Below are 13,965 nucleotides of genomic sequence, written 5' to 3'. Positions count from 1 at the left end.
GTACCCCATCGGTTCGTGCTTGTGAGTCTTCGACGGACTGCTCCGTCGGAGACCGCGCCGAGTCTCGGCGCCCTCCCTCGACACGTGCCGCGTCGAGGAAGGCATTCCGCATGACCATGACCATTCCCACCTTCGCCGCGACCGGCCTCGCGCCGGCGCTGCTCGCCGAGCTGACCAAGCAGGGCATCACCGAGCCGTTCCCGATCCAGACGGCCACCCTGCCGGACTCGCTGGCCGGCCGGGACGTGCTCGGCCGGGGCCGCACCGGCTCGGGCAAGACCCTCGCCTTCGGGCTCCCGCTGCTGCACCGCACCGCCGGTCACCGGGCCCGCCCGGGTCGCCCGCTCGCCCTGGTGCTGGTCCCCACCCGTGAGCTGGCCGCCCAGGTCACCACGGCACTCACCCCGTACGCCCGGGCGCTGGGGTTGCGCTGCGCCACCGTGGTCGGGGGGCTCTCCCTCCAGCGGCAGGCGGACGCGCTGCGCGCCGGCACCGAGGTGCTGGTGGCCACCCCCGGCCGGTTGCACGACCTGATCAACCGGGGCGACGCCCGCCTCGACCAGGTCGCCATCACCGTGCTGGACGAGGCCGACCAGATGGCCGACATGGGCTTCCTGCCGCAGGTGACCAAGCTGCTGGAGCAGGTCGCCCCGAACGGCCAGCGGATGCTCTTCTCGGCCACCCTGGACGGCGGGGTGGACCGCCTCGTCCGCCGGTTCCTCAGCAACCCGGTGTCGCACTCGGTAGACCCGGGCACCGCCACGGTGACCGCGATGACCCACCACGTGCTGCACGTCGACGCGGTCGACAAGCCCACCGCGCTCACCCAGATCGCCGCCCGCGAGGGCCGCACCATCCTGTTCATGGCGACGAAGCACCGGGCCGACCGGATGGCCCGCCAGCTGCTCGCCAAGGGCGTCCGCGCCGCGGCGCTGCACGGGGGGAAGTCCCAGCCGCAGCGCACCCGGATCCTGGAGCAGTTCCGCACCGGCCAGGTGACCGCGCTGGTCGCCACCGACGTGGCGGCCCGGGGCATCCACGTCGACGGTCTGGACATGGTGGTCAACGTGGACCCGCCGACCGAGGCGAAGGACTACCTGCACCGGGGTGGCCGTACCGCCCGCGCCGGTGAGGCCGGTCAGGTGGTCACCCTGGTCCTGCCGGAGCAGCGCCGGGACGTCTCCCGGCTGATGAGCGTGGCCGGCATCAAGCCGCAGTCCACCCAGGTACGCCTCGGCGACGGAGCGCTGGCCCGGGTGACCGGGGCCCGTGAGCCGTCCGGTGTGCCGGTGACGATCGTCGTCCCGACGCCCACCCCGGCCGCCCGGCCGCGTGCCGCTGTCGGTGGCGGCACCGGTGGCGGTGGCGAGGGTGGTCGGTCGCACCGGGCGTCGGGCCGGTCCCGTCGACCGCGTCGCCCCCGTACCGCCTGACCGACCGGTCCCCGCCCGACCCGGGCCGTCCGCCGGGCTTGGTCACGTTCGACTCAGCCGGGCCGTGTTGCGGTGTCATCGTGTCGACGATGCCGCACATCGGCCCGGCTGAGTCGATCGTGCTTTCGGGCCGGGTGAGGGTCGGGTGCCGCCGGCCGATGGACGGTGCGGGGTCGGGCGGAGACCCTCGGTGATCATGGTGGCGGGTGGGTCGGTTTGCCGGCTCTATTGCGTCCGATCGGTGACTGTTCCACCGTGCCCGGCTGGTCGAAGCTTGCTCGCGGGGGAAGAACCGGCCGGCACGGTCGGGCACGGGAGGGGTGACCATGGGGGGCGACGTCGAGTCGGGAGCGGGACGCGAGCTGATGGTGGTGTTAGCCGTGGCCGGTGCCGGGCTCCTGCTCGCCATGGTCGCGGCGTTCGCGCCCTGGCACCCGAGGCCGGGGCGGACCGCCCCGGCCGGGCTGGTCGAGTTGCACAGCCCTGACGAGGGGCGCCCGCCGACGGTCGAGCTGACCGCCGGCTGAGTCGACCCCGCGGGGGCCGTGGGGCCCGCGGGGCCGAGGGCCCGGGTGCCCGTCCGACCGTCGGATCCTGGGGGGTCGACGGTCGGACGGACACCCCGGACCAGCGGTTCGCAGGCGGTCAGCGGGTCGGCTGCCGTGAGCGATCGAACGGCGCGGCCGGTCGGGTGTCTTCGCAGCCGAACGGCGCGGCTTGTCAGGTGTCGTCGCAGCCGAACGGTGCGGCCGGTCGGGTGTCGTCAGCGGCCGAACGGCACCGCGTCCGGACCCTGCCCGCAGGCGGGCCGGCCGGCGTCACCGGTCGAACCGGGTCAGCGGCTGGGCGTCGGCAGTGGGGCCGGGGCATGGTCCTGGCGGACCAGCAGGTCGGTCAGGGTGGTCTGGTCGACCACCACGGCGATCGCGCCGTCCACGGCGAGCCAGACGTCGCGCAGGCCGGTCGCCACCCCGTGGTAGCCGGCGTCCTCGGCGGGCAGCCCACGGACGGTGGTCAGTGATCCACCGACGGCACGCAGCACGTCCCCGACGCTGATCTGCGAGGCGGGTCGGGTCAGCGCGTAGCCGCCCTCGGTGCCCCGGTGACTGTGCAGCAGACCCGCGCGGCGCAGGTCGAGCAGGATGCCCTGAAGGAAGCTCAGCGGAATACCCTGCGCCTGCGCCAGGCACGCCGCCTTGACGAGTTCACCGCCACCGCCACCGCCACGGCCCCCACCGCCGCCACCAGGGCTCCCACGGTCGCCACCACCCCCGGACCGGCCGTCCTCGAACCGGTCGCCGCTGTCAGGCCGACCGCTGCCGCCCTCGGGCCCGCTGCCGCCCTCGGGGCGGCCGGGCCCATCCGTGGAGTGGGTGGTCTCGCCGTCGCCGGACGCGGCGACGGCGAGCATGGCCCGGAGCGCATAGTCACTGCGCGCGGAGATGTACACGTCACTGACCAGCCTGGTCCAGTACGCCCCAGCGGCGGCGGATCGCCCGGTCGGCCGCCCCGAACGCGGCGTCGACCACCAGCCCGACGACCAGGATGACGATCATCGTGGCGAGCAGCCAGGGCGCGTCGGACAACTCCCGTGAGTAGGTGAGCTGGGCACCCAGGGACGTCTGTGAGATGCCGACCACCAGCAGCTCACCGGCCATCAGGCTGCGCCAGGAGAAGGCCCAGCCCTGCTTGAGCCCGGCGACGATGGCGGGCAGCGCGGCCGGCGCGATGACGTACCGGTAGAGGTTCAGCCCCCGGGCGCCGAGGTTGCGGCCGGCCCGGACCAGCAGCGGCGGCACGTAGTCGACGCCGCTGATCACCCCGTTGGCGATGGACGGCGCGGCACCGAGCACCACCACGAAGAAGATCGCCTTCTCGCTCAGCTCGAACAGCAGGATGGCCAGCGGGAACCAGGCGATCGACGGCATCGTCTGCAACGCGGTGATCATCGAGCCGATCGCCGCCCGGAGCACCTTGGACCGGGCCACCGCCAGGCCGACCAGCAGGCCGACCGCGACGGAGAAGAGGTAGCCCAGGGCGGCCCGTTGCAGGGTGGTGGCGAGCCCGTCCCAGAGTTGCCGCCCGCTGGCCTGCCGGGCCAGTTCCTCGGCGACGGTGACCGGGCCGGGCAGCGAGTACGGCGGCTTCCAGCCGCTCCAGACCACCACCTGCCACAACCCGATGGCGATGGCGAGCGCGGCGAGCTTGGGCCAGGTGGACGCCCAGAGCCGGGCCCCCCGGGAGACCTCCTTGTCGCGACCGGCGATCTCCAGCGCGTCCAGCCCGGAGATCTCCGCGTCGGTGCGGGCCGAGCCGGTCAGGGTGTCACTTGCCATGGCGGCCCACCTCGGTACGGAGTCGGTCGGTGACCTCGGAGGCGATCGCGGCCACCTCGGGGGAGTCGATACGCCGGGGGCGGGACACGTTCACCTCGGTGGACCAGATGATCCGGCCGGGCCTGCTGCTGAGCAGGATGATCCGGTCGGCGAGCCGGGCCGCCTCACGGACGTTGTGCGTCACGAACAGCACGGTGAGCTGCCGCTCGGCCCAGATCCGTTCCAGCTCGTCGTGCAGGATGTCCCGGGTCATCGCGTCGAGCGCGCCGAACGGCTCGTCCATCAGCAGGACCGGGGTGTCCAGGGCGAGGGTGCGGGCCAGGGCGACCCGCTGCCGCATGCCGCCGGACAGCTCGTGCGGCCGTTTGCGGCCGAAGTCGGACAGGTGGACGGTGCTCAGCAGCTCGGCCACCCGCTCCCGACGCTCGGCCCGGGGCAGCCCGCGCAGCTTCAACGGCACCTCGACGTTGGCCTCGACGGTCAGCCACGGGAAGAGCGCCGGCTCCTGGAACATCAGGCCGGGGTGGGCGTCGTCGGCCACCGTGATGGTGCCGCCCTGCGCGCGGTCCAGCCCGGCGACGAGGTTGAGCAGGGTGCTCTTGCCGCAGCCGGACGCGCCGACGAGGCAGACGAACTCGCCGGGCCGGACGTCGAGGCTGACCCCGTCCAGGGCGAGGACGGCGTTCGTCCCGCGCCCGTACACCTTGGTCACGCCGGAGAGCGCGACCGCGGCGGTCGCGCTCTGCGGCGGTGTCGTGGTCGACGTCACGGCTGGGTGACCTCGGCCTGGCCCTGCGTCTTGAGCACCTCGTTGAGGTACTTCAGGTCGTAGAGGCCGTTCAGGTCGACGGGCTGGGTCAGTTCGACGGCGACGGCGTGGTCCAGCCCGGTCTTGAGCGAGGACGCGATCGGGTCGTTGGTGAACAGCAGGGTGGGCCAGGCCTGCTTGATCAGCTTGAGGTCCAGCGGCTTGCCGGTGATCTTGCCGATGTGGTCGGAGATGGCCTGCTGGGCCTCGTCCGGCTTGGTGTTGACGAAGTCGTTCGCCGCGACCTGCCCCTCGACCAGCTTCTTCACCGCGTCGGGGTGGGCCTTGAGGAACTTGGTGGAGACGATCAGGTTGGTGATGACGAACTTCTTGTCCGGCCAGAGGTCCCGCTCGTCGACGAGGACCTTGCCGCCCGCGTTGACCAGCCGGGAGACGAACGGCTCGGGCACCCACGCGCCGTCGATCGCGCCGCTGGAGAAGGTCTCCACGGTCTGGGCGTTCTCCTGCGGGACGATCTTGACGTCGCCGCCGCCCTCCTTGGTGGTCTTGAGGCCCTTCTCCTTGAGCCAGTAGCGGATGGCGACGTCCTGGGTGTTGCCGAGCTGGGGGGTGGCGATCTTCTTGCCGCGCAGCTGCTCGACCGAGGTGATCCCGGGCTTGACCACCAGGGCGACCCCGCCGGAGGCGGCGCCGGAGATGACCCGGACGGCCTCGCCCTTGGACTTGGAGAACGCGTTCACCGTCGGGTTCGGGCCGATGTACGTGGCGTCGAGCGCGCCGGAGAAGATCGCCTCGATGGCGGCCGGGCCGGCGTTGAACGTCTTGGTCTCCAGCTTGACGTCGCTGCCGAGCTTGTCCTCGAAGATCTTCTTCTCCACCCCCACCACGGCCGGGGCGTGCGTGATGTTGGGGAAGTAGCCCAGCCGCAGGGTGACCGGGCCGGAGTCGCCGCCGGCGCTGTCGTCGTCGCCGCACGCGGCGGTGGTGCCCATCGTGGCCGCGCCGATGACGGCGAGGGTGGCGAGGGAGATCAGCCGACGGAAGGGGAGCCGTCTCATCATCTGTCCAATCCGCAGTATTCCTATTTAGTTGGTAGGAAGAGTGGGCCAGGGGTCCATTGACGTCAAGCGCCATCCACATCATGGGATGTCGGGTCTCAGATATTCCTGGTTTTCCTACCTTCTTGATAGGTTTAGCTGCCCCGGCGAGGCAGACCGGGCGGGACACGGCGAGAGGGCTGCCGACATGACCTTCCACTGGTTCCTCCCCACCTCCGGCGACGGCGACCAGGTCGGCGCGGCCACCGTCGCCGCAGGCGCGGCCCGGCACGCACGGGCCGCCACGATCGGATATCTGACCGAGGTGGCCCGGGCCGCCGAGGCGGGCGGGTTCCGCGCACTGCTCACCCCGGTCGGCTCCGGCTGCCCCGACCCGTGGATCGTCTGCGCCGCCGTCACCCAGCACACCGAACGGATCGGCCTGCTGGTCGCCGTCCGCGCCGGCTTCGCCCTGCCCACCCTGGTCGCCCAGCAGGCCGAGGCGTTCCAGGCGGTCTCCGGCGGCCGGCTCGCGCTGAACATCGTCACCGGCGGCGACCCCACCGAGCAGCGGGCGTACGGCGACTTCCTCGACCACGACGCCCGCTACGCCCGTACCGGGGAATTCATCGAGGTGCTCCGCCGCTCCTGGCGCGGCGGCCCGTTCGACTTCGCCGGTGAGCACTACCGGATCGACGGCGGTGGGCTCGCCAGCCCGTTGGTCGACCCGCCCCCGGTCTACCTCGGCGGCGCGTCCCCGGCCGCCGAGGCGGTCGCCGCCCGGCAGGCCGACGCGTACCTGATGTGGGGCGAGCCACCGGCGGCGATCGCCACCCGGGTGGCCCGGGTCCGCGCCCGCGCCGCCGAGCAGGGCCGCACCCTGCGCACCGGGCTGCGGCTGCACGTCATCGCCCGGCACACCGCCGCCGAGGCGTGGGCCGAGGCCGACCGGCTGCGGGCCGGGATGAGCCCGGAGCGGATCGCCGCCGCCCAGGCCCGGTTCGGCCGGATGGACTCCGTCGGCCAGGCCCGGATGACCGCGCTGCACGGCGGCGGCAGCGGACGCCTCGCCGTCGCGACGAACCTGTGGGCCGGCATCGGCCTGGTCCGCGAGGGGGCGGGCACCGCGCTGGTCGGCAGCTACGCCGAGGTCGCCGCCCGGCTCGACGAGTACGCCCACAGCGGCGTCGACGAGTTCATCCTCTCCGGCTGGCCGCACCGGGAGGAGGCGGAACGCGTCGGCGCGGAGGTGCTGCCCCGGGTCACCGCGCTGCCCGTCGCGGTGTCGCACTGAGACGCGGGTCGCGGACGGCCGTGTCACCGCTGGCGACACGCTAGGGTCGATCACGTGCCGACCCGGAGAGCGAGAATTCCAGCGACGAAATACCCGGTCGAGCGGTTCACCCTCGACAACGGCCTACGGGTGGTCCTCACCCCGGACCGCAGCGCCCCGGTGATCGGCGTCGCGGTCGTCTACGACGTCGGCATCCGCTCCGAGCCGCAGGGGCGTACCGGCTTCGCCCACCTCTTCGAGCACCTGATGTTCCAGGGCTCGGAGAACCTGGAGAAGCTTGCCCACTTCCGGCACGTGCAGGGCGCCGGCGGCACCTTCAACGGCTCCACCCACCTGGACTACACCGACTACTACGAGACGCTTCCCGGCAACGCCCTGGAACGGGCGCTGTTCCTGGAGGCCGACCGGATGCGCGGCCCCCGGCTGACCGAGGAGAACCTGCGCAACCAGGTCGACGTGGTCAAGGAGGAGATCCGGGTCAACGTGCTCAACCGGCCGTACGGCGGGTTTCCCTGGCTGACCCTGCCGCCGGTCATGTTCGACACCTTCCCCAACGCGCACGACGGTTACGGCTCGTTCGACGACCTGGAGTCCGCCACCGTCGCCGACGCCGCCGACTTCTTCCGCCGCTACTACGCCAGCGGCAACGCCGTCCTGGCGGTCAGCGGGGACATCGACGTCGCGGAGGCGACCACCCTGGTCGAACGGCACTTCGGTGACGTGCCGGCCCGACCCGCCCCGGAGCGTCCGGACTTCACCGAGCCGGACCTGACCGTCGAGCGGCGCACCTCGTACACCGATCAGTTGGCCCCGTTGCCGGCGGTGGCCTCGGCGTGGCGGGTGCCCGACCCGGTCGTCGACTTCGCCGGCTACCTGCCCTACGTGGTGCTCGCCGAGGTGCTCACCGACGGGGACGCGTCCCGGTTGGTGGAGCGGATGGTCCAGCGCGACCGCAGCGTCACCGGCCTCGGCGGCTACCTCGGCTTCATGGGTGACCCGTTCGACGTCCGCGACCCCACCGCACTGCTGCTCCAGGCGCACCTGCCGCCCGGCGGCGACGTGGACAAGGCGTTGCGCACGATCGACGAGGAACTGGACCGGCTGGCCACCGACGGGCTGACCGACGGCGAGTTGGCCCGTACCCAGGCACGGATGGCCACCCACCTGCTGCGGGACACCGACGCGGTGCTCGGCCGGGCGCTGCGGATGGCGGTGCTGGAACAGCAGCGCGGCGAGCCGGGCCTGCTCAACGACCTGCCCCGGCTGGTCGGCGAGGTCACCGAGGACCAGGTCCGCGCCGCCGCCGCCACCCTGCGCCCGGAGCGCCGCGCCTCCATCGAGGTCATCCCAGGAGGTGCCAAATGACCAGCGTCACCCGGGCGCTGCCGGCGCTCGGTCCGACCCGGCGGCTCAAGCTGCCCAAGCAGGCCGAGCGCAGGCTTCCCAACGGGCTCACCGTGCTCGCGGTACGCCGGCCCGCCGTCCCCCTGGTGGAGTTGCGGCTGTGGATGCCGTTCGGCCGGACCCACCTGGCCCGGGGGGCGATGCTCGCCGAGACCGTGCTGGCCGGAACCGGCACCCTCACCGCCACCCAGATCGCCGCCGAGTTGCAGAAGGTCGGCGGCGGGCTCTCGGCCGGGGCCGACCCGGACCGGCTGATGCTCTCCGGTGCGGGTCTGGTCACCGGGTTGGACCGGATGCTGGAGATCCTGGCGGACGTGCTGACCGACGCCAGCTACCCGGCCGACTGGGTGCAGACCGAGCGGGACCGGCTGGTGGACCGGATCCAGGTGGCGCAGAGCCAGCCGGCCCACCTGGCCCGTACCGCGCTGCTGCGGCGGATCTACGGCCGGCACCCGTACGCGGTGCAGACCCCGGAACCGGACCAGGTCCGCGCGGTCCGTCCGGCGGCGCTGCGCCGGCTGCACGCCGAGCGGGTGCACCCGGCCGAGGCGGTGCTGGTGCTGGTCGGCGACGTGCAGCCGGAACGCGCGTTGGACGCGGCGGAGAAGGCCCTGGCCGGCTGGACCGGGGACAGCCGGGGTGCCGCCCTGCCGCCGGCACCCCCGCTGGAACCCGGTCCGCTGCTGCTGGTGGACCGGCCCGGTTCGGTGCAGTCGTCGCTGCGGATCGCGCTGCCGGCGGTGCCCCGCACCCACCCGGACCACGCCGCGCTGCAACTGGCCAATCTGATCTTCGGCGGTTACTTCTCGTCCCGCTGGACGGAGAACATCCGGGAGGACAAGGGGTACACCTACGGCCCGCACTCGTCGGTCGAGCACTCGGTGGCCGGGTCGGTGCTGGTCGCCGGGGCCGAGGTGGCCACCGAGGTGACCGGCCCGGCCCTGCTGGAGACGACGTACGAGCTGGGCCGGCTGGCCTCGGTGCCGCCCGGGGCGGACGAGTTGGAGCAGGCCCGCCAGTACGCCCTGGGCACCCTCCAGCTCGGCATCTCCACCCAGGCCGGGCTGGCCGCGTTGACCAGCGCGTACGCGGGCAGCGGGCTGCGCCTGGACTTCCTCGCCGAGCACGCCGCCCGGCTGGCGAAGGCCACCGTCGACGACGTCGCCGAGGCGGGTGCCCGGTATCTTGCCCCGGCGCGGGCGGTCGTGGTGGTGCTCGGTGACGCCGAGCGGGTCGCCGGACCACTGTCCGCCCTCACCCCGGTGCGGACGGAGTCGGCGTGAGCGGGGAGGCCGCGCCCCCGCTGGCCCGGTCCACGTTGGACCGGGCGGCGCACCGGCGTACCGACCCGCAGTGGTTGGCGCAGGCGTGGCAGCGGGCCCGGGTGCTGGTGTTGGACTCGACCCGGGACGGGCGGGCGCTGGTGCACACCGAGGCGAACCCGCCGGTGCTGGTGCTGCGGGAAGCCGCCGAGGTCGGCCCGCCGGGGGAGGCGTACCCGCTCTTCCTGGGGGTGGAGCCCGACGGGGTGCCGGTCTTCGCGGTGGACGCCCCGCTCCCCGACCTGCCGGGCACCCGGGCGGCCAACCTGCGGGAGATCGGCCACCTGCTCGACGACCGGGACGCGGGGATCTTCACCACGGCGCTCGCCCTGGTCAACTGGCACCTGGGGCACGGCTGGTCACCCCGGTCGGGGCACCGGACCGAGGTCGCCGAGGGCGGCTGGACACGGGTGGGCACGGACGGCCAGCGGATGTGGCCGCGGACCGACCCGGCGATGATCGTCCTGGTGCACGACGGGATGGGCGGACCGGAGGGTCGCTGCCTGCTCGGCAACAACGCCACCTGGCCGCGTACCCCGGGGCAGCGGCGGTTCTCCTGTCTCGCCGGCTACGTGGAGCCGGGGGAGTCGGCGGAGGCGGCGGTGCTGCGCGAGGTCCGCGAGGAGGTCGGCGTCGGGGTCGAGCGGATCACGTACGCGGGCAGCCAGGCCTGGCCGTTTCCCGGCTCGCTGATGCTGGGCTACCTGGCCGAGGCGGACCCCCGGGAGCCGGTGCGGGTCGACCCGACGGAGATCGCGTACGCCCGGTGGTTCACCCGGCGGGACATCGGCGCGGTACTGGCCGGTCGGGCGGTGGACGCCGGGGACGGCGACCGGGTGCTCCTGCCGCCGCCGTCGTCGATCGCCCTCTTCCTGATCCACCGCTGGCTCGACGGGCACTGCTGACCGGTCGGGTGGCGTACCGACGCCGTGCGGGTCTGCCGACTGACGTCGGTCAGCCGGGCGGGTGCTGTCTGCGGGAGCGTCGGCCCGGCTCGTCGAGCGGAAGCACCTTGACCCGCTGCCGGCCGGCGCGGACCGCGCCCACCGTGGACAGGGCGCGGGCCAGCAGCAGGGCCGCGTCCCGGTCCTCGGCGTGGACGGTCTGCCGGCGGAACTCCGGGGTGGTGGTTTCGTTGCGTAGGCAGCCCCCGCCGGCCCAGGCGGCGGCGAGGTCGATGTCGGCGGCGGTGCGGATGTCGGTACGAACGATCAGGAAACGCATGGCTGTCTCCGGACGGACCGCGGGTGGCCGGTACGTGGTGGAACTTCCACGTCACTGAATCGTCATGTTACGCCCGCGCGGGGTCCCAGCAAGTGAAACGCGGCGATCGACCGGGTCCCTGTCCGATCATCCGATGCCTGGTCAGACCGGTTGCCGTCCGGGGATGACGGGTTCGGGGCCGCCGGACGACGGTGGGGCCGCCGGCAATCCTGCCGACGGCCCCACCCTGAGCGACCGGGATCAGTCCAGAGCGAACTGTCCGTTCTTGGTGCCAGCGAGGAAGCCGAGCCAGCCGGCCCTCGGGAACAGCAGCACCGGGCCGTTCGGGTCCTTGCTGTCCCGCAGCGCCACCTCGACCGTCGCGGTACGCAGGTGGGCGACCTCCACACAGTTGGAGGTCTGGCTGCGGGTGCTCTTGTGCCAGCGCGCGTCGGCGGGCACGGTCTGGATCTCGTTCATGGTTCTGCTCCTGCTTTCTGGAACTGCCTCGACGGAACGAGTGGCGGTCGCCCGGCCCCGGCGGATCGGTGTGGGTCACCGTTCCGTCAGGCGCCCCGGTTGCCGGCGGCGTTGGGCCGGCGCTGCTGTCGGTCCCGGAGCCACCACGGACGAGGCCGCCGTGTCGGTCAGCCGTCCCGTTGCCGCGAAGAGCCAGGTAAGGGTGTCCGATGCGGAGAGCGCCGCCGAGCAGAGCCACTCAAATGCCACTTTATAGCGATTTACCGTGGATACCTCGGTCGACATGACGTCGATGAAGCCTCCTTCGATCGCCAACGTCTCCGGATCCTGCGAATCGGCGAACCGGTAGAGCGAGAAGGCCGTCGGTGGCAGGTAGAACTCCCCGATCCGGGTGTCCCGCAGCAGCAGGTGCAGGGTCACGTTCGGCAGCATGGCCAGCTCGCAGAGGTGGGCGAGCTGCTCCCGCAGCACCTCCGGCGGGCAGGCCCGCCGGCCCAGCGCCGCCTCCTCCAACACCGCCGTGTACCGGGGGCCGTCCGCCCGGTCCAGCAGGGACTGCCGTCCCAGCCGGGCCTTGACCTCGGTCTCCGGGTCGTCCCCGGGCGGCTCCGCCGACTCGGCGGCGGCGGCGTCGGCCGAGAGGATCCGCAGTCGGGCGTACCCCTCGGTCTGCAGGAGCCCCGGCACCAGGACCGGGTTGTACTCACGGATCTGGGCGCACCCCGCCTCCAGCTCCGCCCAGCCCAACTGCTGCTGCGTCATCACCGGGTACGACTTGCGCCAGGCGCGCATGTCGCCGGCCTCGTCGGTGATGGCGAGCAGTTCGTGGCGCAGGTCGGCGGTGGCGCCGTAGAGGTCGAGCAGGACGCTGACGTCCTCCGGGTCGGGCCGGCTGCGGCCGTTCTCCAGCCGGGAGAGTTTCGACGCCGACGCCCAGCCGATCCGGTCGATCACCTGGTCACCGGTGAGTCCCGCCGCCTCGCGCAGGCGGCGCAGGTCATTGCCGAGCCTGCGTCGGCGCAGGATCGGACTCGGTACGGCTGGAGGCACGGTGTCCTCGATTCCGTCGACCGTCGCGAGGCGCGGCGGTAACTGTATGAAATTCGCCCCCCACGGTCAGTATGGACGTCGCGACCGGCGTCGGAGGTCCCGACGAGGGCGTGTCTTGCGTCAAAAAGAGGACTGTGGAACGTGCCGGCCGAGCCCGGGGACGACGTCGTCCCAGCTGGCGGCAGTTCCCCCGTACGCGTCCACCGGACGCCACCCCCCGCCGGAGGGAACCCCATGCGCACCGTCCTGCGCCGCCCCGACTTCCGACTGCTCTTCGTCGCCCTGCTGGCCAGCATGGCGGCCGAGTCGCTGCTGCTGCTCGCCCTCGCCATCTGGGTCAAGGACCTGACCGGCTCCGACGGGCTGGCCGGCGCGACCATCTTCGCGATCATCGCGCCGATGATCCTGGCCCCGCTGATCGGCTGGGTCGTCGACCGCTACCGTCGCCGACCGTTCTTCGTGGTCGCCAACCTGGGCACGGCGCTGGTGCTCAGCCCGCTCTTCCTGGTCCGTGACCGGGCCGACGTCTGGATCATCTACGTGGTGGCAGCCTGTTACGGGTTGTCCTACCTGACGTTGCACGCGACCCTGAGCGGGCTGCTCCGCCAGATCGTGCCGAGCGAGCTGCTGGCCGACGCGAACGGGGCGTTGCAGACCGTCCGGCAGGGCCTGCGCCTGGGCGGCCCGCTGGCCGGGGCGGCCCTGTACGCGGCGGTCGGCGGCTGGCTGCTGACCAGCCTGGCGATGAGCGGCTTCGTGGTCGCCGCCGCCGTGGTGGGGCTGCTGCGGGTGACCGAGCACGCGCCCGCCACCGCCACCCTGCGTTGGCCGGCCGAGTTGGGCGCCGGGCTGCGCCACCTCACCCACGAGGCGGCCCTGCGCCGGGCCCTGCTCGGGTACGGGTTGGGCTCACTCGTGATGGGCTTCACCGAATCGCTGATCTTCGCGTACGTCGATCAGGGACTACGCCGGGACGCCGCCTTCGTCGGGGTGCTGATCACCGTGCAGGGGATCGGGGGCCTGGTGGGCGGCCTGCTCTCGCCGACGGTCGTGCGTCGGGTCGGCGAACTGGGGGCGCTCGCCGCCGGGGTGACCCTGTTCGGTCCGGCCGCACTGGCCCTGGCCTGGCCGGACCTGCGCCTCGGGGTGCTGGCCCTGCTGCTCGCCGGGCTGTCCCTGCCACTGACCATGGTCGGGCTGACCACGCTGGTCCAGCGGCGTACCCCGCCGGGACTGCTCGGTCGGGTCACCGCGGCCTCCGAGGCGCTGGTCAGTGGGCCGCAGGCGGTCTCCATCGGGACGGGGGCGCTGCTGGTCGGCGTGTTCGACTACCGGCTGCTCTTCGTCCTGGTGGGGGTGGTCACCACGGTCGCCGGCCTCTGGCTCTGGCAGGGTCGCCGGCTCACCCCGCCGCGGCTGCCCGCCCCGCCGACGCCGGTCCCGTCCGCCCCGGTCCCGTCCACACCGGTCCCGCCCACACCCCCGACGCCGGTCCCGCCCACACCGGCCGCCCACATCCCGGCACCCCGCCGGCCGCTGCCCGATCCCACCATCCACCGGCTCCCCGGTCGGTGACCCCGCAACCGCGGGGAGCGGCCGGCCCGGTGGGGCCGGCCGCTCCCCGCGGCGGGTCGACG

General features: G+C 73.1%; 14 protein-coding genes. 7 read left to right on the top strand and 7 right to left on the bottom strand.

The genetic code is table 11. From position 1 onward, the window contains the following. Nucleotides 1–110: 110 nt before the first annotated feature. Both J7462_RS14930 and J7462_RS14925 read left to right on the top strand, forming a co-directional pair. The gene (locus J7462_RS14930; RefSeq protein ID WP_219464599.1) at nucleotides 111–1,433 is read left to right on the top strand and encodes a DEAD/DEAH box helicase; all 1,323 of its coding nucleotides are present in this window, start codon (nucleotides 111–113) and stop codon (nucleotides 1,431–1,433) included. Between the two features lie 326 nt (nucleotides 1,434–1,759). Continuing rightward, a complete protein-coding gene (locus tag J7462_RS14925) occupies nucleotides 1,760–1,960 on the top strand; it encodes a hypothetical protein (RefSeq protein WP_208568054.1) in 201 nt (66 codons plus the stop codon). Between the two features lie 308 nt (nucleotides 1,961–2,268). Here the strand turns inward: J7462_RS14925 and J7462_RS33645 are convergent, their stop codons facing one another. From J7462_RS33645 to J7462_RS14905, 4 genes are read right to left on the bottom strand one after another with little or no spacing between them, the layout of a single operon-like run. After that, the gene (locus J7462_RS33645) at nucleotides 2,269–2,883 is read right to left on the bottom strand and encodes an Rrf2 family transcriptional regulator (protein WP_374197522.1); all 615 of its coding nucleotides are present in this window, start codon (nucleotides 2,881–2,883) and stop codon (nucleotides 2,269–2,271) included. Between the two features lies 1 nt (nucleotide 2,884). Next, entirely contained in the window at nucleotides 2,885–3,769 is an 885-nt protein-coding gene (locus J7462_RS14915; protein WP_219464598.1) for an ABC transporter permease, read from the bottom strand. Continuing rightward, on the bottom strand, nucleotides 3,759–4,538 hold the full coding sequence (locus J7462_RS14910; RefSeq protein WP_208568056.1) for an ABC transporter ATP-binding protein: 780 nt from the start codon (nucleotides 4,536–4,538) through the stop codon (nucleotides 3,759–3,761). The genes J7462_RS14915 and J7462_RS14910 overlap by 11 nt, the downstream gene beginning before the upstream one ends. Further along, on the bottom strand, nucleotides 4,535–5,596 hold the full coding sequence (locus tag J7462_RS14905) for an ABC transporter substrate-binding protein (protein WP_219464597.1): 1,062 nt from the start codon (nucleotides 5,594–5,596) through the stop codon (nucleotides 4,535–4,537). Before J7462_RS14905 ends, J7462_RS14910 begins: the two co-directional genes overlap by 4 nt. Nucleotides 5,597–5,783: 187 nt before the next feature. Here J7462_RS14905 and J7462_RS14900 point away from each other — a divergent pair, with 187 nt between their 5' ends. From J7462_RS14900 to nudC, 4 genes are read left to right on the top strand one after another with little or no spacing between them, the layout of a single operon-like run. Then, on the top strand, nucleotides 5,784–6,869 hold the full coding sequence (locus J7462_RS14900) for an LLM class flavin-dependent oxidoreductase (protein WP_219464596.1): 1,086 nt from the start codon (nucleotides 5,784–5,786) through the stop codon (nucleotides 6,867–6,869). A 54-nt stretch (nucleotides 6,870–6,923) separates the two neighbouring features. After that, on the top strand, nucleotides 6,924–8,234 hold the full coding sequence (locus tag J7462_RS14895; protein WP_219464594.1) for a pitrilysin family protein: 1,311 nt from the start codon (nucleotides 6,924–6,926) through the stop codon (nucleotides 8,232–8,234). Further along, nucleotides 8,231–9,556 carry a pitrilysin family protein gene (locus tag J7462_RS14890; RefSeq protein WP_219464593.1) on the top strand — a complete coding sequence of 442 codons (1,326 nt, stop codon included), beginning with the start codon at nucleotides 8,231–8,233 and terminating at the stop codon, nucleotides 9,554–9,556. Before J7462_RS14895 ends, J7462_RS14890 begins: the two co-directional genes overlap by 4 nt. After that, nucleotides 9,553–10,500 carry an NAD(+) diphosphatase gene (gene nudC / locus J7462_RS14885; RefSeq protein WP_219464592.1) on the top strand — a complete coding sequence of 316 codons (948 nt, stop codon included), beginning with the start codon at nucleotides 9,553–9,555 and terminating at the stop codon, nucleotides 10,498–10,500. Before J7462_RS14890 ends, nudC begins: the two co-directional genes overlap by 4 nt. A gap of 49 nt (nucleotides 10,501–10,549) precedes the next feature. Here the strand turns inward: nudC and J7462_RS14880 are convergent, their stop codons facing one another. The 3 genes from J7462_RS14880 to J7462_RS14870 all read right to left on the bottom strand — a co-directional run bounded on the left by J7462_RS14880 (nucleotide 10,550) and on the right by J7462_RS14870 (nucleotide 12,328). Beyond that, nucleotides 10,550–10,819, bottom strand: coding sequence for a hypothetical protein (locus J7462_RS14880; RefSeq protein ID WP_208568062.1), 270 nt, complete (start codon nucleotides 10,817–10,819; stop codon nucleotides 10,550–10,552). A gap of 240 nt (nucleotides 10,820–11,059) precedes the next feature. Beyond that, on the bottom strand, nucleotides 11,060–11,278 hold the full coding sequence (locus J7462_RS14875) for a DUF397 domain-containing protein (protein WP_208568064.1): 219 nt from the start codon (nucleotides 11,276–11,278) through the stop codon (nucleotides 11,060–11,062). 75 nt (nucleotides 11,279–11,353) lie between these two features. After that, nucleotides 11,354–12,328: a helix-turn-helix transcriptional regulator gene (locus J7462_RS14870; protein WP_219464591.1), complete on the bottom strand. Its 975-nt coding sequence runs from the start codon at nucleotides 12,326–12,328 to the stop codon at nucleotides 11,354–11,356. A 234-nt stretch (nucleotides 12,329–12,562) separates the two neighbouring features. Between J7462_RS14870 and J7462_RS14865 the strand changes: the two genes are divergently transcribed. Next, nucleotides 12,563–13,903 (top strand): MFS transporter, encoded by a 1,341-nt coding sequence (locus tag J7462_RS14865; RefSeq protein ID WP_219464590.1) that lies wholly within the window; start codon nucleotides 12,563–12,565, stop codon nucleotides 13,901–13,903. Nucleotides 13,904–13,965: the final 62 nt, after the last annotated feature.

Origin of the sequence: Micromonospora sp. RL09-050-HVF-A (assembly GCF_019374995.1) — a bacterium.
Taxonomy (GTDB): Bacteria; Actinomycetota; Actinomycetes; order Mycobacteriales; family Micromonosporaceae; genus Micromonospora; species Micromonospora antibiotica.
Note: the sequence above shows the minus strand (reverse complement) of the source record. Positions and strands in the feature narration are given on the sequence as shown.